The sequence below is a fragment of the Streptomyces sparsogenes subsp. cuspidosporus genome, from assembly GCF_039532705.1.
Lineage (GTDB): Bacteria > Actinomycetota > Actinomycetes > Streptomycetales > Streptomycetaceae > Streptomyces > Streptomyces sparsogenes.
Map to the genome: position 1 here is coordinate 116,579 of NZ_BAAASD010000007.1, position 21,509 is coordinate 138,087.

Annotated in this window: 19 protein-coding genes and 1 tRNA gene; 9 read left to right on the forward strand and 11 right to left on the reverse strand. The window is 75.0% G+C overall.

Annotation, left to right across the window (positions count from 1 at the left end):
• The first annotated feature begins 6 nt into the window (after positions 1–6).
• The 3 genes from ABFY07_RS11620 (at position 7) to ABFY07_RS11630 (ending at position 4,211) form a co-directional block, all read left to right on the forward strand.
• Complete coding sequence (locus ABFY07_RS11620) at positions 7–1,512, forward strand: PP2C family protein-serine/threonine phosphatase (RefSeq protein ID WP_428836910.1); 1,506 nt, start codon at positions 7–9, stop codon at positions 1,510–1,512.
• 42 nt (positions 1,513–1,554) lie between these two features.
• Positions 1,555–2,931 (forward strand): VWA domain-containing protein, encoded by a 1,377-nt coding sequence (locus ABFY07_RS11625; protein WP_346174406.1) that lies wholly within the window; start codon positions 1,555–1,557, stop codon positions 2,929–2,931.
• Positions 2,932–3,002: 71 nt separating this feature from the next.
• A complete protein-coding gene (locus ABFY07_RS11630) occupies positions 3,003–4,211 on the forward strand; it encodes an FHA domain-containing protein (RefSeq protein WP_346174407.1) in 1,209 nt (402 codons plus the stop codon).
• Positions 4,212–4,365: 154 nt separating this feature from the next.
• Here the strand turns inward: ABFY07_RS11630 and ABFY07_RS11635 are convergent, their stop codons facing one another.
• Positions 4,366–5,421 (reverse strand): methyltransferase domain-containing protein, encoded by a 1,056-nt coding sequence (locus tag ABFY07_RS11635; RefSeq protein WP_346174408.1) that lies wholly within the window; start codon positions 5,419–5,421, stop codon positions 4,366–4,368.
• 137 nt (positions 5,422–5,558) lie between these two features.
• On the opposite strand from ABFY07_RS11635, the gene ABFY07_RS11640 reads away from it, so the two are divergent.
• Positions 5,559–5,963, forward strand: coding sequence for a globin (locus tag ABFY07_RS11640; RefSeq protein WP_346174409.1), 405 nt, complete (start codon positions 5,559–5,561; stop codon positions 5,961–5,963).
• Positions 5,964–6,054: 91 nt separating this feature from the next.
• Here the strand turns inward: ABFY07_RS11640 and ABFY07_RS11645 are convergent, their stop codons facing one another.
• The 7 genes from ABFY07_RS11645 to ABFY07_RS11675 all read right to left on the reverse strand — a co-directional run bounded on the left by ABFY07_RS11645 (position 6,055) and on the right by ABFY07_RS11675 (position 15,290).
• Positions 6,055–6,891, reverse strand: coding sequence for a DUF8185 domain-containing protein (locus ABFY07_RS11645; RefSeq protein ID WP_346174410.1), 837 nt, complete (start codon positions 6,889–6,891; stop codon positions 6,055–6,057).
• Complete coding sequence (locus tag ABFY07_RS11650) at positions 6,888–7,340, reverse strand: acyl-CoA thioesterase (RefSeq protein ID WP_346174411.1); 453 nt, start codon at positions 7,338–7,340, stop codon at positions 6,888–6,890. Before ABFY07_RS11650 ends, ABFY07_RS11645 begins: the two co-directional genes overlap by 4 nt.
• 2 nt (positions 7,341–7,342) lie before the next feature.
• Positions 7,343–9,007, reverse strand: coding sequence for an energy-dependent translational throttle protein EttA (gene ettA, locus ABFY07_RS11655; protein ID WP_065959439.1), 1,665 nt, complete (start codon positions 9,005–9,007; stop codon positions 7,343–7,345).
• A gap of 299 nt (positions 9,008–9,306) precedes the next feature.
• Positions 9,307–10,710, reverse strand: coding sequence for a Cys-Gln thioester bond-forming surface protein (locus ABFY07_RS11660; protein ID WP_346174412.1), 1,404 nt, complete (start codon positions 10,708–10,710; stop codon positions 9,307–9,309).
• A gap of 203 nt (positions 10,711–10,913) precedes the next feature.
• Entirely contained in the window at positions 10,914–11,426 is a 513-nt protein-coding gene (locus tag ABFY07_RS11665) for a single-stranded DNA-binding protein (RefSeq protein WP_346174413.1), read from the reverse strand.
• 91 nt (positions 11,427–11,517) lie between these two features.
• Positions 11,518–13,596 carry a GTPase gene (locus ABFY07_RS11670; RefSeq protein ID WP_428836911.1) on the reverse strand — a complete coding sequence of 693 codons (2,079 nt, stop codon included), beginning with the start codon at positions 13,594–13,596 and terminating at the stop codon, positions 11,518–11,520.
• 20 nt (positions 13,597–13,616) lie between these two features.
• Positions 13,617–15,290 (reverse strand): dynamin family protein, encoded by a 1,674-nt coding sequence (locus ABFY07_RS11675; protein ID WP_346174535.1) that lies wholly within the window; start codon positions 15,288–15,290, stop codon positions 13,617–13,619.
• Positions 15,291–15,677: 387 nt separating this feature from the next.
• Here ABFY07_RS11675 and ABFY07_RS11680 point away from each other — a divergent pair.
• Together ABFY07_RS11680 and ABFY07_RS11685 are read left to right on the forward strand one after the other, a co-directional pair.
• Positions 15,678–15,750: transfer RNA gene (locus ABFY07_RS11680), tRNA-Arg, on the forward strand.
• A gap of 164 nt (positions 15,751–15,914) precedes the next feature.
• Positions 15,915–17,219: a hypothetical protein gene (locus tag ABFY07_RS11685; protein ID WP_346174415.1), complete on the forward strand. Its 1,305-nt coding sequence runs from the start codon at positions 15,915–15,917 to the stop codon at positions 17,217–17,219.
• Between the two features lie 276 nt (positions 17,220–17,495).
• Here the strand turns inward: ABFY07_RS11685 and ABFY07_RS11690 are convergent, their stop codons facing one another.
• The 3 genes from ABFY07_RS11690 to ABFY07_RS11700 all read right to left on the reverse strand — a co-directional run bounded on the left by ABFY07_RS11690 (position 17,496) and on the right by ABFY07_RS11700 (position 20,033).
• The gene (locus tag ABFY07_RS11690; protein ID WP_346174416.1) at positions 17,496–17,987 is read right to left on the reverse strand and encodes a MarR family winged helix-turn-helix transcriptional regulator; all 492 of its coding nucleotides are present in this window, start codon (positions 17,985–17,987) and stop codon (positions 17,496–17,498) included.
• A 99-nt stretch (positions 17,988–18,086) separates the two neighbouring features.
• Positions 18,087–18,992, reverse strand: a complete 906-nt coding sequence (locus ABFY07_RS11695; protein WP_346174417.1) for a nitroreductase/quinone reductase family protein — start codon at positions 18,990–18,992, stop codon at positions 18,087–18,089.
• A 30-nt stretch (positions 18,993–19,022) separates the two neighbouring features.
• A complete protein-coding gene (locus ABFY07_RS11700; protein WP_346174418.1) occupies positions 19,023–20,033 on the reverse strand; it encodes a zinc-binding alcohol dehydrogenase family protein in 1,011 nt (336 codons plus the stop codon).
• A 146-nt stretch (positions 20,034–20,179) separates the two neighbouring features.
• On the opposite strand from ABFY07_RS11700, the gene ABFY07_RS11705 reads away from it, so the two are divergent.
• The 3 genes from ABFY07_RS11705 to crcB are packed head-to-tail and all read left to right on the forward strand — an operon-like array spanning position 20,180 to position 21,491.
• The gene (locus ABFY07_RS11705) at positions 20,180–20,758 is read left to right on the forward strand and encodes a fluoride efflux transporter FluC (protein ID WP_346174419.1); all 579 of its coding nucleotides are present in this window, start codon (positions 20,180–20,182) and stop codon (positions 20,756–20,758) included.
• Complete coding sequence (locus tag ABFY07_RS11710) at positions 20,755–21,120, forward strand: DUF190 domain-containing protein (RefSeq protein ID WP_346174420.1); 366 nt, start codon at positions 20,755–20,757, stop codon at positions 21,118–21,120. Before ABFY07_RS11705 ends, ABFY07_RS11710 begins: the two co-directional genes overlap by 4 nt.
• Positions 21,117–21,491, forward strand: coding sequence for a fluoride efflux transporter CrcB (gene crcB, locus ABFY07_RS11715; RefSeq protein WP_065959455.1), 375 nt, complete (start codon positions 21,117–21,119; stop codon positions 21,489–21,491). Before ABFY07_RS11710 ends, crcB begins: the two co-directional genes overlap by 4 nt.
• Positions 21,492–21,509: the final 18 nt, after the last annotated feature.

Below are 21,509 nucleotides of genomic sequence, written 5' to 3' on the forward strand. Positions count from 1 at the left end.
TCGCAGATGCCACGGCTGCCCCGGGTGGCAGCGTGCCCGACCTGTGAAGAGCCGCTGGAGTCGGGTGACAACTTCTGCGGCGTGTGCGGGGCCGACCTCGCGTCGGCCTCGCCGGCCCCGCCGGTCCCACCGGCCCCACCGGCCCCGCCCGTCCCGCCGGTCCCACCGGCCCCCGAGGTGGCCGTGGGTTATCCGGAGCCGCCGGTGAGCGGGACGGCGCGGGCCAGGCGGGAGGAGCCGGAGGACTACCCCCTCCCGGCCCCTGCCCAGGCCTCCCGGCCCGCCCCGCCGGGTCCCCCCGCTCCCCCCGCTCCGCCGGCCGGGGCCGTCTGGGACGCACCGCCCGCCCCCGCCACCCCACCGGCACCGGCCGCCCCGTACGCCGCCGCACCCGATGCGGGGGCCCCGGGGGCCGACCCGCGGGCCGCGGCCGAGCTGGGCGCCCCGGGCGCTCAGGCCACTGCGGGCACGTCGAGCAACCCGGGTGTCCCGAGCACTCTGGGCATTCCGGGTACTCCGGGTATTCCGACGGACAGTGATACGAACAGCGGCGGCGGGGCGTACCCCCGGCCGGCGGGCGGCGGCGGCCGCCGGTGCGCCGTGTGCCAGGAGGGCACCATCGACCACGACGGCTACTGCGACTCCTGCGGCCACGCCCAGCCCCGGGACCGCGACCACATGGAGCGGGAACTGGCGGGTGTCGCGGCGGCCAGCGACCGCGGCCTGCGCCACCACCGCAACGAGGACGCGTTCGCCGTGTCCGCCGCCGCGCTGCCCGACGGCTCACCGGCCGTCCTCGCCGTCGTCTGCGACGGCGTCTCCTCGGCGACCCGCCCCGACGACGCCTCCGCGGCCGCCGCCCACGCCGCCGGCCGGTCGCTGCTCGCCTCCCTCCCCCGCGGCACCCACCCCCAGCAGGCGATGAACGAGGCGATCGTCGCCGCCTCCGAGGCGGTCAACTCCCTGGCGGCGGAGACCGGCGGGGCCGGCCCGCACGACGACCCCCACCAGCGCCAGCAGAACGCGCCGGCCTGCACCATCGTCAGCGCGGTGGTCACCCCCGGCATCCTCACCGTCGGCTGGATCGGCGACAGCCGCGCCTACTGGGTGCCCGACGACCGCTCGGCCCCGCCCGCCCGGCTCACCGAGGACGACTCCTGGGCGGCCCAGATGGTGGCGGCAGGTCTGATGTCCGAGGCGGAGGCTTACGCGGACGAGCGGGCCCACGCCATCACCGGCTGGCTCGGCGCGGACGCCTATGAACTGGACCCGCACACCGCGTCCTTCAAGCCGGACCGGCCGGGCGTGGTGGTGGTGTGCACCGACGGGCTGTGGAACTACGCCGAATCGGCGCAGGAGATGGCGCGCGCGGTGCCGCCGGACGCCCGCACCCGGCCGATGCACAGCGCTCGCGCCCTGGTCGGTCACGCCCTGGAGGGCGGCGGCCACGACAACGTAACAGTGGCCGTGCTGCCGTTCCCCGCGGAGCCGGGCAGGGCAGGATCCGGCTGATCCTCCGGTGAGTGCCGGCGGAAGCGCCAAGGAGCGGATCTGATGGCCAACTTCGCCAAGTCCACGGTCCCCCGGTTCTCGGTCGAGGTCTCCCAGAACGAGTACCTCCCCGAGGGGGGTCGCGAGGTGAACGCGATCGTCACGGTCACCTCCACGGGCGGCGGCACCACCGGGGGCCTGCCCCTCCCCGCGGCCCCGGCACCCGCCCCGGCCCGGGACCGGACGGGCGGTCCGTCCCCCCGCGCGGCCGTGGTCATCATGGTCGACTGCTCCGGCTCCATGGACTGTCCGCCGACGAAGATCCGCCACGCGCGGAAGGCGACCGCCGCCGCGATCGACACGCTCCGCGACGGCGTCGCCTTCGCCGTGGTCGCCGGCACCCACCGGGCCGAGGAGGTCTTCCCGGGCGGGGGCGGGCTGGCCACGGCCGACCCGGCCACCCGGGCCCGGGCCAAGGAGGCGCTGCGGCGGCTGAGCGCCGGCGGCGGCACCGCGATCGGCACCTGGCTGCGCCTGGCCGACCGGCTGCTGGCGACGGCCGAGGCGCCGATCCGGCACGGCATCCTGCTCACCGACGGCCGCGACGAGCACGAGGAGCCGGCCGAACTGCGGGCCGCGCTGGACGCCTGCGCGGGCCGCTTCACCTGCGACGCGCGCGGGGTGGGCACCGACTGGGAGGTCAAGGAGGTCACCGGCATCGCCTCCGCGCTGCTCGGCACGGCCGACATCGTGGCCGACCCCTCCGATCTGGCCGCGCTGACCGCGGACTTCACCGGGATGCTGGAGGCCGTGATGGCCAAGGAGGTCGCGGACGTCGGCCTGCGGGTGTGGACGCCGGTGGGCGCCGAGGTGGTGTTCCTCAAGCAGGTGGCGCCCGCGGTGGAGGACCTGACCGGCCGGCGCGCCGAGGCCGGGGCGCGCGCGGGCGACTATCCGACGGGCTCGTGGGGCGACGAGTCCCGCGACTACCACCTGTGTGTGCGGGTGCCGGCGGCCGAGGTCGGGCAGGAGATGCTGGCCGCCCGCGTCTCCCTGGTCCTGCCGCGGCCCGCCGGCGGACTGCCGGCCACCCTCGCCCAGGGGCTGGTCCGGGCAGTGTGGACGGATGACGCCGCCGCCTCGACCGCGATGAATCCGCAGGTCGCGCACTACACGGGCCAGGCCGAACTGGCACAGGCCATCCAAGAAGGGATGGATGCCCGCAAAGCGGGTGATGTGGGAGGAGCCACGGCGCGGTTGGGACGTGCCGTCCAGCTGGCGAGCGCCTCGGGGAACGCGGACACGGCGAAACTGCTTGCGAAGGTGGTGGACGTCGTCGACGTGGCGACGGGTACTGTGCGACTGAAGGCGAAGGTCGCGGAGGCGGACGAGATGACTCTCGAGACGCGCTCCACCAAGACAGTTCGCGTCAAGAAGTAACAAGCAGTAACGCGACAAGCGCACAAAACGGCAGCACATGCCAAGAACGGCACAAGAGGGGGAACACCGACATGCCGACCTGCCCTAACGGCCACCAATCGGCGGCCGACGACTGGTGCGAGGTGTGTGGCCACCGGATGTCGGGGACGCCCGTGCCCTCGGGCGCCGTCCCCCCGCCTCCGCCGCCGATGCCCGGCCCGGGCGGGCCGGGCGGCCCTCCCGGATTCCCCGGCCCGCCCGGCGCCCCGGGGCCCCAAGGCGCGCCCGGGGGCTACGGCTACCCCGCGCCCGGCCCGCAGTCGCCGGACTCGACCTTCCAGGCGGAGCTGTGCCCCCAGTGCCGTACGCCCCGCGAGGCGCAGGCGCCCTTCTGCGAGGAGTGCCGCTACAACTTCCTGACCCAGTCGCCCACCTCGTACGCCCCGCCGCCCCCGCCCGGGCCCGGCGGCTTCCAGCCGCCGCAGCCCCAGCCGTACCCGCCCCAGGGGCCGTACGGAACCCCTGACTACGCCCCGCCCTCCCAACGGCCCCCGGGCCCGGCCTTCGGCGAGGACGACTGGGCGCAGCGGCCCCCGGGCCCGGCCCTCGCCGACGACGACTGGACGCTGCCGCCGCCGAACGCCGCCGGGGCCGGAGCGCCGCCGAACGCCCCCGCGCCCCCGTCGCCGTACGGAGCGCCGCAGCCGCCCGGCCAGCCCTTCCCGGGCGGTCCGGGCGCCCCGGCGCCCGGACCGCATCAGGGGCCTCCGCAGCATCAGGCACCGCCGCAGGGGCCGCCGCCCCAGGGACCCCCACAGGGGCCGCCGCATCAGGGGCCGCCCGCCCACTTCACCCAGGGCGGCGGTGCCCCGGGCGCCCCCGGCCCCGGCGGGCCCGGGAACTGGGTCGCGGTCATCGCCCCCGACCGTGAGTACTTCATGGCCATGATGAACCGCAGCGGCCCGGAGGCGGCCGGTCTGAACCTCCCGGCCTATTCCCCCGAGCAGCAGCTCCCGCTCACCGGGCAGCAGATCACCATCGGCCGCCGCCGCCACAGCACCGGCGAGTCGCCCGACATCGACCTGGCGCGCCCGCCGGAGGACCCGGGGGTCTCCCACCAGCACGCGGTCCTCGTCCAGCAGCCGGACGGTGGCTGGGCCGTCGTCGACCAGGACTCGACGAACGGCACCACCATCAACGGCGCCGAGGAGCCGATCCAGCCGTACGTCCCGGTCCCCCTCCAGGACGGCGACCGCGTCCACGTCGGCGCCTGGACGACGATCACCGTGCGCCGGGGATAGCGGCCGGGGCTCACGGCCGCGGGCAGCGGCCGGGAACGACAGCCGCGGAGCCGGTGGCGGGCGGCGGGCCGACTTAGGCCGATCGCCCGCCACCGGCCGCACCCCACCCCTGGGCCGGGCCATCGTGGAGCCCGGGCTCGGGCTCGGGCTCGAGTCAGAAAAGCCCCATCTCGGTGCGGGCGGCGGGTCCCAGCGGCCAGGCGTACGGGCCCTCCGGGTCGTCCAGCCACGCCCACTGCCGCCCCTCGCGCACCGTCACGCCGTAGCGCTCCCGCCCCGGCCGGTCCTCGTGCTCCCACAGCGCGAGGGCCTCCAGCGAGTCCATCCGGGCATTGACCACGTTGAGCAGGAAACGGAAGGAGTCGTCCAGCAGCGGCCGGCTCGGCAGGCCCTGGGTGCGGACCGGAGGCGGCGGCTCGCTGCCGCGCAGCGGGACGAAGTACGCGGGGGTGGCCAGGAAGCGCCCCTGCCCGTGCCGGGCGTCGGCGACCCGCAGCGCGACCAGCCCGGTGGCGAGCGGCGCGAGGATCAGCCCACCGGCCCGGCTCTGGGCCAGCCAGGCGGGCGGCAGCCAGGTCACGGCGCAGGTGGCGAGGATCCGGTCGAAGGGGGCGCGCGAGGGGCAGCCGAGCGCCCCGTCGCCGGTGACGACCGCCGGGTGGTATCCGGCGACGGCCAGGTGGTCGCGGGCGGCCTCGGTGATGTCCGGGTCGATGTCGACGGTGGTGACCAGGCCGTCGCCGAGCCGGTGGGCGAGCAGGGCCGCGTTGTAGCCGGTGCCCGTGCCGATCTCCAGCACCCGGTTCCCCTCCCGCACCTCCAGGCCCTCCAGCATCCGCGCCATCAGCGAGGGCTGGCTGCTGGAGGAGACGAGTTCGCCGTCGCGCACCCGCGTCGCCAGGGGCGCGTCCGCGTACACCCCGGCCAGCCAGCGCGCCCGCCGCGCCGGATCGGGGTCGTGACGCCCCAGCCGCTCGTAGGCCCCCGCCCCGCCCGGCGGTCCCGGCCCGCCCGCCTCGTAGTAGTGGGGGACGAACAGATGGCGCGGCACCTCCTCGAAGGCCGCCCGCCAAGCCGGGTCGGTCAGCCCGCCGTCCGCGACGATCTCCCGGACGAGGGCGGCCCTCAGCGTCGCGGCCGTCGCTGCGTACGGATCGGAGGTCCGGTCCGTGCCGTCCGCGCCGCGCCTGCCCGTGCGCGCGCTGCCCATGACTCCACTGTCCTGCGCCCGCGCCCCGACCGCGACCTACGCCCGGAGTCCTCCTCCGGCGCGGGGCGAGCGAGCGGCAGGGACTGAGGCGCCACGGAGGCGGGCCGGCATGAAACGCAGTCTGAGAGCATGGAGGGGTGACTGAGAATCCGCGCGGCACGCTTCAGGAGCAGACCTTCTACGAACAGGTCGGCGGCGAGGAGACCTTCCGGCGCCTGGTGCACCGCTTCTACCAGGGCGTGGCGGAGGACCCGCTGCTGCGGCCCATGTATCCCGAGGAGGACCTGGGCCCGGCCGAGGAGCGGCTGAGGCTCTTCCTCATGCAGTACTGGGGCGGCCCCCGCACCTACAGCGAGAACCGCGGCCACCCCAGGCTGCGCATGCGCCACGCGCCCTTCACCGTGAACCGCGCGGCCCACGACGCCTGGCTGCGCCATATGCGCGTGGCCGTGGACGAGCTGGAGCTGGCGCCGGAGCTCGAGCGGCAGCTGTGGGAGTACATGACCTACGCGGCCGCGTCCATGGTCAACACCGCCGGCTGAGACCGCGAGGTACGGGCCCCGGCCGGGGACGGCCGGGGCCCGTCGAGCCGGGGCCCGTGAAGCCGGGGCCCGTCAAGGGGGCGAGGCGCGGTCAGGCAGGCGTCACCGAGAGGCCGGAGAGGCCCGTCAGCCCCGTCTTGCGCACCGCTATCGAGCCGTACGGCGTGCGCAGCCGCAGCCAGCCGCCCGCGGCGAGCAGCGCGAGCTGCTCGGGTTCGGGGGCGAGTTCCGTCGAGCCGGGACCCGACGGGCCCGACGGGACGGCCGCCACGGCAGCCGCGACCGGCGTCGGGGTCCGCGTGGGGCGCAGGAAGCCCAGCGACTGCGCGGCGTGGACCGCGCGCAGGGGGAGGCCGGTCCCGCCGAGCGTCCGGGACCAGATCTCGCGGCCGATGCGATCCCGCTCGGCGCGGGTGCGCCGCTCTTCGGGCAGCGCCGCGTCCCGGGCGCGGAACTCGGCGACCGCGGCGGCGACCGCCGCGCGCACCTCGTCCACGCCCGGCAGGCCGGGCACCCGGCGCCAGCCGGCGCGCGGCGGCAGCAGTCCGGCCCACGGCGGGCCGGTGACCGGCTCGGGCACGGCGACGGCCGGGGCGGTGGCCGGTGCGCCGGCGGGGGCCGCCGGGACCGGGGCCGCCTCAGTGGCGCCGGCGCCGTCGGCCGCGCGCCGCGCCCCCGCGTCCAGCGCGTCCGCGAACTGCCCGGCCGAGACCGTCGTGTCCAGCACGGTGTCGGCCGCGAGCCGCGCCGTACGGATGGCGAGCACCTCGAAGGACGGCGGGCGGCCGAAGACGGCGAGCACTCCGCCGCCCGCCTGGATCCGCACCGCCGCGGCCCGGTCGTAGTGGATCAGCCTCGCCAGGAAGGCGGCGAGGTCCGCCGCCTCCCTGGGGTCGGCGAAGCGCAGCTCCTCCCCCTGCCCCGTCATACGGCCATGGCCCCCTCGGGCTGCTCGTCGCGTCCGGAGGGCTCGTTCTCCTGGTACTTCGCCAGGAAGCCCTCCTCCTCGGAGGTGAGGCGGCGCGGCCGGCCACGCTCCAGGTCGTAGGGGACGATCGTGGTGGAGGCCCGCGCGTACACGGCGTCCTCGTCCTTGACCTCGTAATCGAGCGTGACGTACGCCGCGCCGATCTTCGACACCCACAGCTCGATGGTCACCGGCGCGTGCCGGTGGACGAGCGGCCTGAGATAGCTGATCTCGTGCCGGGCCACCACCACGCCGCCGGTGAACGCGTCGCTGCCGCCCCCCGGCGCCAGCCGCCAGATGAAGTCCACGCGCGCCTCCTCCAGATAGCGGAGGTAGACCACGTTGTTGACGTGGCCGAACGCGTCCATGTCGGCCCAGCGCAGGGGGCAGGAGTAGATGTGGCGGGCCACGATCAGCCCCGGGTCAGCTTCTTGTACGTGGCGCGGTGCGGACGGGCCGCGTCCGGGCCGAGGCGCTCGACCTTGTTCTTCTCGTACGCCTCGAAGTTGCCCTCGAACCAGAACCACTTGGAGTCGCCCTCGTACGCGAGGATGTGCGTCGCGACGCGGTCGAGGAACCAGCGGTCGTGGGAGACGACCACGGCACAGCCGGGGAACTCCAGCAGCGCGTTCTCCAGGGAGGAGAGGGTCTCGACGTCGAGGTCGTTGGTCGGCTCGTCGAGGAGCAGCAGGTTGCCGCCCTGCTTGAGGGTGAGTGCGAGGTTGAGGCGGTTGCGCTCACCGCCGGAGAGCACCCCGGCCGGCTTCTGCTGGTCCGGGCCCTTGAAGCCGAACGCGGACACATAGGCGCGGGAGGGCATCTCGACCTGGCCGACGTTGATGTAGTCCAGCTCGTCCGAGACGACGGCCCACAGCGTCTTCTTGGGGTCGATGTTGGAGCGGGTCTGGTCGACGTAGGAGATCTTGACCGTCTCGCCGACCTTGATGTTGCCCGCGTCGGGGGTCTCCAGGCCCTGGATCATCTTGAACAGCGTGGTCTTGCCCGCGCCGTTGGGGCCGATGACGCCGACGATGCCGTTGCGCGGCAGGGTGAAGGAGAGGTCGTCGATGAGGACCTTCTCGCCGAACGCCTTGGAGAGGTTCTCCACCTCGACCACGACATTGCCCAGGCGCGGGCCCGGCGGGATCTGGATCTCCTCGAAGTCCAGCTTCCGGGTCTTCTCCGCCTCGGCGGCCATCTCCTCGTAACGGGCCAGTCGCGCCTTGGACTTGGCCTGGCGGCCCTTGGCGTTGGAGCGGACCCAGTCCAGCTCTTCCTTGAGCCGCTTGGCGCGCTTGGCGTCCTTCTGGCCCTCGACCTTCAGCCGGGTCTGCTTGGTCTCCAGGTAGGTGGAGTAGTTGCCCTGGTAGCCGATGGCGCGGCCGCGGTCGAGCTCGAGGATCCACTCGGCGACGTTGTCCAGGAAGTACCGGTCGTGGGTGATCGCGACGACGGTGCCGGCGTACTTGGCGAGGTGCTGCTCCAGCCACTGCACGGACTCGGCGTCCAGGTGGTTGGTGGGCTCGTCGAGCAGCAGCAGGTCGGGCGCCTCAAGCAGCAGCTTGCACAGGGCGACGCGGCGCTTCTCACCACCGGAGAGGGTGGTGACCGGCCAGTCGCCGGGCGGGCAGCCGAGGGCGTCCATCGCCTGCTCGAGCTGGGCGTCCAGGTCCCAGGCGTTGGCGTGGTCCAGCTCCTCCTGGAGCTTGCCCATCTCCTCGAGCAGCGCGTCGGAGTAGTCGGTCGCCATCTGCTCGGCGATCTCGTTGAAGCGGTCGAGCTTGCCCTTGATCTCCGCCACGCCGTCCTGGACGTTCTCCAGGACGGTCTTGGACTCGTCCAGTGGGGGCTCCTGGAGCAGGATGCCGACGCTGTATCCGGGAGAGAGGAAGGCGTCACCGTTGGACGGCTGCTCCAGGCCGGCCATGATCTTCAGCACCGTCGACTTACCGGCGCCGTTGGGACCCACGACACCGATCTTGGCGCCGGGCAGGAAGCTCAGCGTGACATCGTCGAGGATCACCTTGTCGCCGTGAGCCTTGCGCGTCTTGCGCATGGTGTAGATGTACTCAGCCAAGAGAAACCGTCCGGCAATCGTAGGTATCGAAATCCGGCCCTACCACGAAGGTCGCCGCGTGGGGTCGGTATGCGGCCGCGCCGCGTCATCGGATACACCCCATCTTGCCGTACGCCAAGCTCGCGACGGAAACTCGTTGCCCCTCGGCCCCGCCTCGGCCCGGGCCCGGCCCGATTCCCCCCGCTTTCCACCCCCGCGCTTCCCCGCCGTACGCGAATCTGTACGCGAATCCGCACGCGAAAGGGCCGGAGCCTCTTGGCGAGGCCCCGGCCCGTTCGGCGATTACATCCGGTCAGCGATCACTCACCGGTCGCGGTCGCCTTCTTCTTGCGGACGAGGAAGACCGCGCCGCCGCCGATCACCACGAGGGCCACGGCCACACCCGCGATGATCGGGGTGTTGCTGCTGCTGCCCGTCTCGGCCAGGTCGCCGCCGCTGGTGCTGTCGGCGCTGCCGCCGCCGGCCGAGGCCGGGCTCGGCTGGGAGGACGGGGTCTGGTCACCGCTGCCGCCGCCGGTGCTGGCGGTCTTGCAGTCAAGGACGCCGGAGAAGGTCTTCTCGAAGCCGTTCGGACCGGTGATCGTGAACTTGTAGGCCTGGTCCTCCTTCACCGGGGCGGTGATGGTCTCGGACTTGCCGGCCTCGACGGTGTGCTTCTCACCGAGGAGCTCGAAGCTGAACGCCTCGTCGCCCTTGTTCGTCGCCGTGATGTCCACGCCGCCCTTGGCGCAGTTCTTCTCGGCGGACAGGGCCGGGATCGGGCCCTTCTTCGCCCAGTCCGCGGTGGCGGTGGCGGAGACGGTGGACTCGCTGGAGCCGGCCAGGATCTGGGTCTGGCTCTTGGTGGCGCTGGCGAACGCGCGGCCGACCGGGACCTTGGTGGCGGCCTGGGCGGTCAGCGTGGCGCTGCCGTCGGCGGCGCCGGCCGGCACGTCGAAGTACAGCTCGCTGCCGTCGGTGGCGCTGGTGATCGTCTTGCCGTCCTTGTCGACGACCTTGACGCCGGAGGAGGCGGTGTCGCCCGGGGTGACCGTGACGCTGTCCGCGTTGGTGTGGACCTTGATCGGGCCCAGGCGCTCACCGGACTTGCCGGAGACCGCGGGCGGGTCCAGGCTGAGCGACGCCTTGGGCTCCTGGAGGCTCTGCGCGCTCTTCTCGAGGTAGTCGGCCAGCTTCTGGGCCGCGGGGTCGACCGCGTCGACGTCCGCGCCGTCCGAGAAGCGCCAGATGGCGACCTGGGTGCCGGCGGCCGCGGTCTTCTCCGTCAGGGGGCCGGAGTTGGCCTTGGCGGCCAGCGCGGACAGGTCGTTGACCTGCGGGTAGGAGTTCTGCAGGATCCAGTTGATCTTGCCGGCCTCGGCGTTGTGCGCCAGCGAGGTGGCGCTCCAGGGCTTCTCCTCGTACTTGGCCTTGCTCTGCGTCGGGTTGTGGAGGTCGATGCAGTACGTCTGGATCGTGCCGCCGTTGTCGACCGCCATCTCGAACAGGCCCGCGCCGACGCGCTGGTCCTTGCCCTTGTCGTGGATGACCGCCTTGTCGAAGGTCTTGAGACCGCTCAGCGTGGCGGTGGCGCCGCCCTGGCTCGGAGGGGCCTCGTCCGCGGCGGCGACGCCGGCCGTGGCTATCGCACCCGCGGCGACCAGGCCGGAGGCCAGGACAGCGGCTGCAAGGCGAGCGGAGCCCCGCCTCGTTACAGAAATCATGGTTTCCCCTTCGGGCGAGCGCCGATCTGTGGGTGCGCCTCGCCGGCGAACTCAAAACTCAGGAGCCCCCGTTGGCACCAGGGATCCTAAGGAGATCGCGCCTCGCGATCCCCAGGAATGCCACGGCCCAACCGATCCGAATCGAAATCGTTATCTCATCACACCGGGCCGCTGACCTGGCTTTATCGATAAATCTCCGGGGATCACGGGGAGGTTGCCCCGGTCGATGCATTTAAAAGAGGTTTAGCCCGCGAGACCCTGCGGAACGCGGAGGTGCCGCGCGCCAGATCGTGGCCGACCGCCACCGCGTCGATGTCCGCGGTGATCCACCGCCTGGCCCCGCCGGGGTCCTCCCGCCGCGGCTCTCCGGCCCCCTCCCCCGCGCCGGGCACCCGCCGCTCGCCCGCTCGCTCCGCCGGCCGCTCGCCGGGCCATCCGCCCTGCCCCTCGCTCGATCGCTCCCGCACCCGTAACGTCCCGTGCACGACGAGCGGTTCGCCGAGCGAGACCGACGCGGCCACATTGACCGCGAGGTGTCGCCAGGTCCAGACCGTGTAGAAGCTGGTGTACGCGTCCAGCCACGCCTCCCGCGCCCGGTCCCAGCGGCGCGCCGTCACCGCCAGCCGGAACCGGGCCACCGCCACCCCGGCCGCCGTCTCCCAGTAGTCCGGCCGTGTGGCGGCATTGCCCACCACCGTCACCCACGTCTCGTTCAACCGCGCCGCCTCCCCCGTCGCTTCACCGCGCTCCCGCGTCCTTCCGCCTTTATGCTGCACGCGTTCGCGGAAGCCCGCCGGGGCCTGTGGACTACTCCCCGGTTGTGGACAACCCGGTGCCCCGCCCGGGTGAGTAGCCGGGCGCTCCCCCCGCCGCGATGACGTACTGCTTCCGCACCTCCCGATAGCGCGCCAGCTCCGCCGCCACCGGCTCCAGCACCCGCGCCCGCCCGCACTCCGCGGCCGCCTCCCGAAGCCGCCGCTCCGCCGCCAGCCCGTACCGCCGCGCCGGCCCCCGGGCCGCGAGCCCGCACGCCCAGGCCAGCGCCGGCCCGCCCGCCCCGGCCACCGCGGCCGGCACCGCGGCCACCCACCAGGCCGGGCCGCCGAACACCCCCGCCACCACCGCCAGCAGGCACGCCACCCCCAGCAGCTGCACCCCCGCCAGCGCGGCCTGCGCCGCCGCCACCACCGACCACCACGCCGGCCGGGACAGCCGCCGGTCCGCCGACGCGGCCACCGCCTCGTCCACCGCGTCCGGCAGCCCCTTGCCGCCCCACGCCGCCGCCTCCCGGACGGCCTGCGCCCAGGGCGCGGGCAGCCCCTCCGTCGCCTCGTCCGCCAAGGCCCGCACCGCCTCCTCCACCGCGGGCCGGGCGGTGACCGCGGGCACCGCCGCCGCCTTCGCCCTCGCCCCCGGGATCTCCCGCCCGGCCCCGCCCCGTCCCCCCGCCCGGCCGCCGGCCGCGCCCCCGCTCCCCGCCGCCTCCACGTCCCGCTCCCAGGACCACACGGCCCCCGCCCGTCTCAGCTGCCTCAGCCGTCCCCACGGCGTCCCGCACGCCCACCGCGCGTCCCGCAGCCAGGCGCGCTCCGCCGCCTGCCCGGCCGCCACCGCGCCCGCCGCGTCCGCCAGCCGGTCCTCGAACTCCGCGCGGGCCCGCGCGGAGAAGCCGACCGGCGCCCCGTCCGCCACGTACTGCGGGCGCAGCCGCTCCATCACGCCGTCCACGTCCGCCGCCAGCCGCCGCTCCGCCGCCCCGCACTCGGCCGCGAGCCGACCCAGCGCCTCCCGCAGCTGGCCGACGCCCGAGCCGGTCAGCGCGGACAGCGCCAGGACGGTCGCCCCGGGCTCCCCGTGCTCGCCGAGCGCGAGCCCGTCCTCGTCCAGCAGCCGCCGCAGGTCGTCCAGCACCTGGTCGGCGGCCTCGCCCGGGAGCCGGTCCACCTGGTTGAGCACGACGAAGGTCACCTCGGCGTATCCGGCCAGCGGGCGCAGATAGCGCTCGTGCAGCACCGCGTCCGCGTACTTCTCCGGGTCCACCACCCACACCACCGCGTCGACCAGCCCCAGCAGCCGGTCCACCCGCTCGCGGTGGCCCGGGGCCGCCGAGTCGTGGTCGGGCAGGTCGAGCAGCACCAGCCCGCGCAGCGTCGGGTCGTACGGATAGGCGGGGCGGCGGCGGTCCCGGTGCGGGATGTCCAGCCGGTCGAGCAGGCCGTCGGCGTGGTCGGTCCACGCGCAGGCGAGCGGCGCGGCGGTCGTGGGGCGACGGATCCCGGCCTCGGACAGATACGCGCCGGCCAGGGCGTTGAAGAGCGTGGACTTGCCGCTTCCGGTGGCCCCGGCGAGGGCCACGACGGTGTGGCCGAGCGGGTGCCGCCCGCGCGCGACGGCCTCGTCGAGCACCCGCCCGGCCTCGCCGAGGGTGCGCCCGTCCAGCCGGGTGCGGGACAGCCCCACCAGCTCGCGCAGGGCGTCGAGGCGGGGGCGCAGCGTCCCGGTGACGAAGCCGCGCCCGCCGGGCTCGTACGGCTCGTACGCCTCGTAGACCGGCGCGCACGGCTCGCGCAGCGTCCCGCCGCCGTGGCCGTACGCCCCGCCGCCATGGCCGTACGCCCCGCCGCCGTGGCCACACGCTCCGCCGCCATGGCCCGTGCCGTACCCCTCGGCATACGCCCCGCCGCCGTGCCCCTGAGCGGGCCCGCCGTCGACCTCTTCCCCATAGGGGGGCTCCGGCCCCCGCTCCCCCGCCGGGGCGGCGGCCGCCGGTCCGGGGCGCCGGTGCCGTACCCGCCGCGCGATCAGGCCGTCGTCCCAGGTCTGCCGGGACGCCTGCCGGGGCGGCGCGTCGGCCGCGCCCGAGGGGGCGCCTTCCGGCCCGGACATCGCAGTGGCCGTCACCACCGTCACCTCTCCTTCTGCAGCACGGACAGCGCGGCGATCAGCCGGACCTGGTGGTCCGGGGTCACATCGAGGGCGTCCAGCGGGGCCAGCCGCCGGTCCCGCTCGGCCGCCAGCACCCGCCCGACGCAGTCGTCGAGCAGCCGCCGGCCCCGGTCGCGCAGGCGCAGCGCCCCCTGCGCGCCCAGCGTCTCGGCGAGCCGCTCGCCCGCCGTACGGGTGCGGCGCCCGCCGATGAGGGAGGCCACGAGCAGCGCGGCGGCCTCGTCGGGCGCGCAGCCGGAGCCGCCCTCGGCGGCCCGCTGGGCCACCTCCTCCTCGGCGAGCTCCTCGACACAGCGCCGCCAGCGCCGTACGGCCACGCCGATCCGCTCCCCGGCGCCGCGCGCGTCGCACGGCGCGAGCCCGGCGCGCGCGGCGGGGTCGCGCCGGCCCGCCTCCGCGATCCGCTCGTCGGCGGCGGCGGTGACGCTGCGCAGCAGGGTGGCGAGGGAGTCGGCGAGGGCGGTGAGGAGTTCCTCGGGTGTGCTGTCGTACGGCCGGCCGTGCCAGTGAGTGAGCGCGCCCCCCGCGAGTGCCGCCCCTGCGTCCAGTTCGCGCCGCACCCGCTCGGCCGCCTCCTGGTACGCGCCCTCGACATGCTGGACCAGCCGCACGGCCGCCGCGTGCTGGGCGGCCGCCGCCCCGGCCAGCGCGGGCATCCGGGCGCGGAGCGAGGCGATCACCCCGGCGGCGGTGCGCTCGGCGGCGGCGTGGCGGACGGCCGGGTCCTGGGCGTGCCGGGTGAGCCAGTCACGCAGGGCGGCGACGGCCGTGCCGGGCAGCAGCCCGCTGCCGCCGCCGGCGGACTCGGGAAGCTCGGGGATGGTGAAGCGGGGCACCTCGCCGAGACCGGCCGCCGTGAGCAGGGCCGCGTACTGGTGGGAGACCTCGGCGGCGACCTGGTGGGGCACCCGGTCGAGGACGGTGACGAGGGTGACGTCGTACTCCTTGGCGGTGCGCAACAGGTGCCAGGGCACGGCGTCGGCGTAGCGGGTGGCGGTGGTCACCAGCACCCAGATGTCGGCCGCGCAGATCAGCTCGGCGGCGAGGTCGCGATTGCGGGCGACGAGGGAGTCGATGTCGGGGGCGTCGAGGAGCGCGAGGCCGCGCGCGAGTCCCGGGTCGGTCTCGACGCGCAGCGCGCCCGCCGCCCCGCCCTCCTCGCCGGCCGCCCGCGCGCCCCTGTCCCCCTGCCCGTAGGCGGTCGTCCCGTACGCCGCCGGGTACGCCTCCTCCTCGTATCCGCCGTCGGTCCGCTCGCCCTGGGCGGGCACCCACACCCGGGTGAGCTGGGGCAGCACCCGCTGTCCGGCGAACCACTGGCGGTCGTCGGGGTGGCAGACGAGCACCGGGGTGCGGGTGGTCGGGCGCAGCACTCCGGCTTCGGTGACGCGGCGGCCGACCAGCGAATTGACGAGCGTGGATTTGCCGGCGCCGGTGGAGCCGCCGATGACGGCCAGCAAGGGGGCTTCGGGGGCGCGCAACCGGGGCACGAGGTAGTCGTCCAGTTGGGCGAGCAGCTCGGCGCGGCCGCGCCGGGCGCGGTCGGCGCCGGGGAGGGGGAGCGGAAACCGTGCGGCATCGACACGGGCGCGCAGTGCGGTCAGTGCGTCGAGCAGTCGGGGCCGTACGTCCAAGATCGCCACGGGTGAAGAATGCCCGCTTTTGATCTCTTTTTGAAGCGTATGCTCACTCCTGCGCGTCAAACAGACCCACCCGGATTACCCCAGATTGAGCAAGGGGCGGACGGGGCGACCGGGGCTCGGGCATAACGAGTAGACAACACCCGCTCTTTGGGGCGTGAAAAACGATGCGGGATTCGCACCTCCCTGCGATTATCTAACCGCTTCACCGAACCTCCACAACGTGCCACGGAGGTGAAGCAACCGGGGCGAGGCACCTGGAGCCCTATCCTTGTCCCCGGCAAGGTCACGGATCCGCCGCGCCCGGCCACCGGCACCACGGCCACGCACCGTCGGAACCGCGGGCACCCGGGGGCTCAGCAGTTGCGTGACCACCGTCCGGCCCCCGTAGCTCAGTGGATAGAGCAGGTGCCTTCTAAGCACTTGGCCGCAGGTTCGAGTCCTGCCGGGGGCGCCTCCCACCCCTCCCTCTACGCCCGTAGAGGGAGGGGTGTCGCATGGTCGGCCCCGCCGGCGAGCCCCCCGCGCGCCCGGCACCCGGTGGTCCGGACGGCCGAGTCCCGCGTGTGGGACCGGCGGAGCTTGCCTACCGTGACGGCATGACCACAAGGGGCAGCCGTGCCCGCGCGACTCCGCCGCTTGCGCGCGGCCGCCCGTGAGGCGGCCCCCGCGCTGCTGGGTTTCGCGGCGGTGCGGGTCATCGGGGTGGCGGTGCTCTTCTCCTGGGGTCACCGGAGCGGGCGACCGGCGGCGGAGAGAATGGCGACGCTGTGGGACGCCCAGCAGTACACCGAGGTCGCGGCGGCCGGATACGACCACGGCCTGCCGAGCCCGGGGGCCGGCGCGCACACCGGGGACGCCTACTCCAACCTGGCGTTCTTCCCGCTGTACCCGGCGCTGATCCGGCTGGTGCGCGCCGTGACGCCGCTGGGCTTCCCGAGCGCCGCGCTGCTCATCGCCTGGGTCGCCTCCCTGGCCGCCGCCTGGGGGATCTTCGCCGTCGCCGCCTGGTGTCACGGCCGGCGCACCGGAGTGCTGGCCGCGGTGGTGTGGGGCGCGCTGCCGCACGCCGTCGTCGAGAGCCTGGCCTATACGGAGGCGCTGTTCACCGCCCTGGCCGCCTGGTCGCTGTACGCGGTGCTGACCCGCCGCTGGATCTGGGCCGGCGCGCTGTGCTCGCTGGCGGGGCTGACCAGGCCCACCGCGGTGGCCCTGGTGGCCGCGGTCGTCGCGGCGGCCGTCGCGACGATCGTGCGAGGTCGGGCGCGGGGGCGGCGGGCGGCGCCGGGGCCGGCGGGGCTGGGGAGGGGCTCGGCGGAGGTGGGGTGGGGGCCGGCGGAGGCGTCGCGGCAGGCAGAGGCGCCGCGGTCGGCGGAGGGGTGGTGGGAGTCGGCCGAGGCGCCGCGGTCGGCGGAGGAGTGGTGGCGGCCGTGTCTGGGGGCGGCGATCGCCCCGCTGGGCTGGCTGGGCTTCATCGCGTGGGTGGGCGCCCGGGTGGATCGCTGGGACGGTTACTTCGCCGTCCAGAGGCTGTGGCACTCCCGGTTCGACGGGGGCGTCAGGACGGCCCGCGAGCTGTGGCACATCTGCCTCCACCCCGCCTCGGCGCCGCTCACCACGGTGGTCGTGGCGCTCGTCCTGTGCGGCGGCGCGTTCCTCTGCGCCCTGACGGTGGCCCACCGCCAGCCCCTGCCGCTGGTCGTCTACAGCCTGGGACTGCTGGTGATCGCCGTGGGCGACTCGGCGTTCTTCGCCGTCCGGGCCCGGTTCCTGCTGCCCGCCTTCCCCCTGCTGCTGCCGCTCGCGGCCGGCCTGGCCCGGGTCCGCTCCGGCGGCGTCCGGCTCACCCTGCTGAGCACGGCCGCCGCCCTGTCCGCGCTGTACGGCGTCTACCTGGTCTTCGTCGACATTCACGCGCCATAGGGGACCTGACCGGGGAAAATCCGGTCGGCGCTGTCGGCGCGGACGGCTAGGGTGAGGATGTCCGGGCGGCATGGCGGGTCCTGCCTCCGCTGCCCATGGACACGCAGCGTCGCGGGGTGCCCGGTGCGCAGGCAGCGGATACTTCTGGATCACATCCTCGCGGGTTCGAATCCCGCCGCCAGTCCCGGCTGGTGTGGCCGAGTGGGCGAAGGCAAAGTCACCGCGGCCGCCCTTGACCTCGGGCATCCCTGCTGCGGCCGGCGACGGCCGGCGGGGTCAGCCGGCCGCGCCGGAGGCCCCGCTCTCGTACGTCTCGATGGTCCGGACGAACATGGCGCGCTGCTCGGGGGTGAGCGGTTCGAAGGCCTTGCGCCAGGCGTTCGCGCCGTGGGCGAGCCAGCTCTCGATGGCGGAGCGGGTCTCCTCGTCCTCGGTGATGGCGACGATGGCGCGCCTGCGGTCGGCGGGGTCGGTGTGGCGCTCCAGGACGCCCTGCCGGCTGAGGTCGCTGACCATCAGGCTGACCGTGGTGGGGGCGACCTCCAGGCGGGCGGCCAGCTCGTTGACCGGCATCGGGCCGTCGAACAGCAGATAGGACAGCAGCGACAGATGCCGGGGGGCCAGCTGGAAGGAGCGCAGCCGCTCGGGGATCTTGGTGCGCTTGAGGCGGGCGGCGACGCGCGGCATCAGCAGGAGCATGGCCCGGATCGCCTCGTCCGAGGTCAGGCCCGGCTCCCGGCCGGACGCCGGCTCGCGCTCCGTTGACACCCCTGCCCCCTCACGGCCCCGCGCGTTCGTCTGTTCATCTCCGTGCTCGTCTTCGAGGCAAAGCTATCCCGGGGCGCGCCTGCGCTCGCGGCGGGGGCGTCAGGAGGGAGGGGGCGTGCCCAGGGCGGGCAGCAGGTGCCGCTCCTCGTACGCGAAGTGCTCCTCCAGGCCCGTGACCAGCCGGTCAAGCTCGGCGCGGAGCTTCTCCGCGTCGGCGGGGTCGCCGGGCAGCCCCTCGGCGGCCCCGCCCACCAGGGCCTCGAACTCCGCCAGGGCCCGTTCCACCACCGCGTGTTCCCGCCGCAGCCGGGTGACGGCGGGGACCAGGTGCGGGAACTGCTTCTCGAAGGCGGTGAAGGTGCCCTCCTCCTGGAGGTGATGGGCCCGCAGCGCGTAGCAGAAGGTCAGGCAGTGCCGCCGCATCCCGGCGGCGAGGTCGGCCTCCGGCTCCGGGGCGGGCTCCCCGGCGAGCACCCGGTCGATCGCGGCGCGGGCGCGGTGGAGCTCGGCGCGCAGGTCGCGGTGGTGGAGGATCAGCTGTTGGCCGATCATCCGATTGCGCTCCGGGTTGCCGGCGAGGTCGAGCAGGTGGAGGGCGACGACCGGTACCGGCCGCTCGGCCTGCTCGGCCTGCCCGGCGTGCGCGCGGAAGCCCGGGTCGCGCGAGCACCGCAGCTCCCAGCAGCGGTCGCGCTCCTCGCCCTCCAGCACCACCGCCCGCGCCGCGAACGGCTTGACGGCGCCCTCCTCGGTGCCGAGTTCGACGGTGAGATGCGGGTCGGCGAGGATGTCGTGGTACCAGTCCGGGGGCCGGGGGCGGCAGGCGGGGGAGCCGAAGACCAGATGGCGGTCCCCGTCGCGCAGATACCCGGCGGGGGTCGTGTGCGGCTTGCCCGTCCTGGCGTCGACCGTGGTCAGCAGGACCAGGGAGGCTCCTTCGAAGGTGCCGCCCACGTGTCCGTTGTTCGCCCGGAATTCCTCGATGACGCGCTGATCGAAGTCCATGAGATTCGTGGGTCCTTCCGATGACATGAATCAGCTCGACGCCCCGGGCGCTCCCCGGTTCATCGTCAGCACCGCCACCCCGTGCACCCGGTCGGCCGCCAGGTCGTCCAGCGCCGCGTCCGCCCGGTCGAACGGGTACGGCGTCACGCTGACCCGGAGCCGGTGGGCGGCCGCCGCGTTCAGGAACTCCCGCCCGTCCTCCCGGGTGTTCGCCGTGACGCTGCGCAGGGTGCGCTCGCGGAAGAGATGCCGCTCGTACCGCAGGGACGGGAGGTCGGAGAGGTAGATCCCGGCGACGCTCAGGGTGCCGCCGGCGTCCAGCGCCTCCAGGGCCACCGGCACCAGATCCCCCACCGGCGCGAAGAGGATCGCCGCGTCCAGCGGCTCCGGCGGCCGGTCGTACGCGTCGCCGGCGGACGCCGCGCCGAGCTCCAGCGCGAGCGCGCGCGCCGCCGCCGACCGGGTCAGCACATGGACCACCGCGCCGCGGCCGATCGCGACCTGGGTGGTGAGGTGCGCCGATCCGCCGAAGCCGTAGACGCCGAGCCGGCCGCCCGGCGGCAGCTCGGCGCGGCGCAGCGCGCGATAGCCGATGATCCCGGCGCACAGCAGGGGGGCGAGCTCCTCGTCGGTGTAGTCGGCGGGCAGCTCGTACGCGTAGGAGGCCGGGACCGTGGTGTACTCGGCGTAGCCGCCGTCCGCGTCCCAGCCGGTGTACGCGGAGGACGGGCACAGGTTCTCGCGGCCCCTGAGGCAGTAGCGGCACCGGCCGCAGGTCCGGCGCAGCCAGGGGATCCCCACCCTGGCCCCGGGCGGGAAGCCCTCGGCCGCCGGTCCCGCCGCGACCACCTCGCCGACCACCTCGTGGCCGGGCACGACGGGGCTCTTGCGGGGCGGCAGCTCGCCGTCGCGTACGTGGAGGTCGGTGCGGCACACCCCGCAGGCCCTGACCCGCACCAGCAGCTCGTCCGCCGCCGGCCGCGGAACCGGCAGCTCCACCTGCTCGAGCCGGCCCGGGCTCCGCACCACCCATGCCCGCATTTCGCCCGTAATGCCTTGATCATCCTGCGCCACCGGGGCAACGTACTGCGGCGGCGGCACGGGGACACGGAGGCGCGCGTGAGGGGCGCGTCAGCGGCCGGAGCGCCCTGGGCCGCCGCGCGGGCCGCCCCGTAACCTTGAGGCCCATGGGCAGCTCACGGTCTCCGCTGGCGGAGCAGGTCACCGGGCACGGCACCGGTGCCGGCGCGCGCCCGGGCCGCGGCGCCTGGCGCGGGCAGGGCCCGGTGGTCTGCGCGGTGGCGGTCGGCGGCGGAGCCGGGGCGGCCGCGCGGTACGGGGCGTCGCTGCTGTGGCCGACGCCGACGGGGGCGTTCCCCTGGACGACGTTCACGGTCAACGCGGTCGGCTGTGCGGTCATCGGCGTGTTCCTGGTGCTGATCACCGAGGTGTGGGCGGCCCACCGGCTGGTCCGGCCGTTCTTCGGCACGGGGGTACTGGGCGGGTTCACCACCTTCTCGACGTACGCCGTGGACGTCCAGCGGCTGCTCGACACGGACCACCCGGCCGCCGGACTGGCCTGTCTGGCGGCCACTCCGCTGGTGGCGCTGGCGGCGGTGTGGGCCGCGGTGGTGGCGACGCGGCGCGCCATCGGGGCGTTCGGGGCGCGCGAGACGGGCGGTGCCGCTGTCGGCGGGGCGACCGGCGCGGGCGGTGCCGGTCAGGCGACCGGCGCGGGCGGTGCCGGCGGCGGGGGCGCGCGATGAACGGCCTGCGGCTGACCGTCCTGGTCGGCGAGAGCGACACCTGGCACCACCGGCCGCTGTTCGCCGAGGTCGTGCACCGCGCCCATCGGGCGGGCCTGGCGGGGGCGAGCGTCTTTCGCGGGGTGGAGGGGTTCGGCGCTTCGTCGGTCGTCCACACCTCGCGGCTGCTGTCGCTGAGCGAGGACCTGCCCGTCGCGATCGTGATCGTGGACACGGAGGAGCGGGTCCGGGCCTTCCTGCCGGACCTGGAGGAGCTCCTCGGCGAGGAGGGCCTGGCCGTCCTCGACCCGGTCGAGGTGGTCCGACCCCCGGGCCCCGGTGGAAACGACCACGGTGGCGACGGTAGCGGGGAGGCCCGGTGAACTGGCTGCTGGTGGTGATCGGCGGCATGGTGGGCGCGCCGCTGCGCTATCTGACCGACCGCGCGGTGCAGTCCCGGCACGATTCGGTGTTCCCCTGGGGTACCTTCACCGTCAATGTCATCGGCTGTGCGGTGCTGGGCCTGCTGACCGGCGCCGCCACCGCCGGGGCCGCCTCCCCCGAGCTGCGGCTGCTGCTGGGCACGGGGCTGTGCGGGGCGTTGACGACGTACTCGACGTTCTCGTACGAGACGCTGCGGCTGGCCGAGGACGGCGCGCGGGGCTTCGCGGTGGCGAATGTGGTGGTGAGCGTGGCCACCGGGCTCGGCGCCGCCTTCGCCGGTGCGGCGCTGGCCCGGGCCCTGTGGGGCTGACCAGCGCGGCCCGTCATT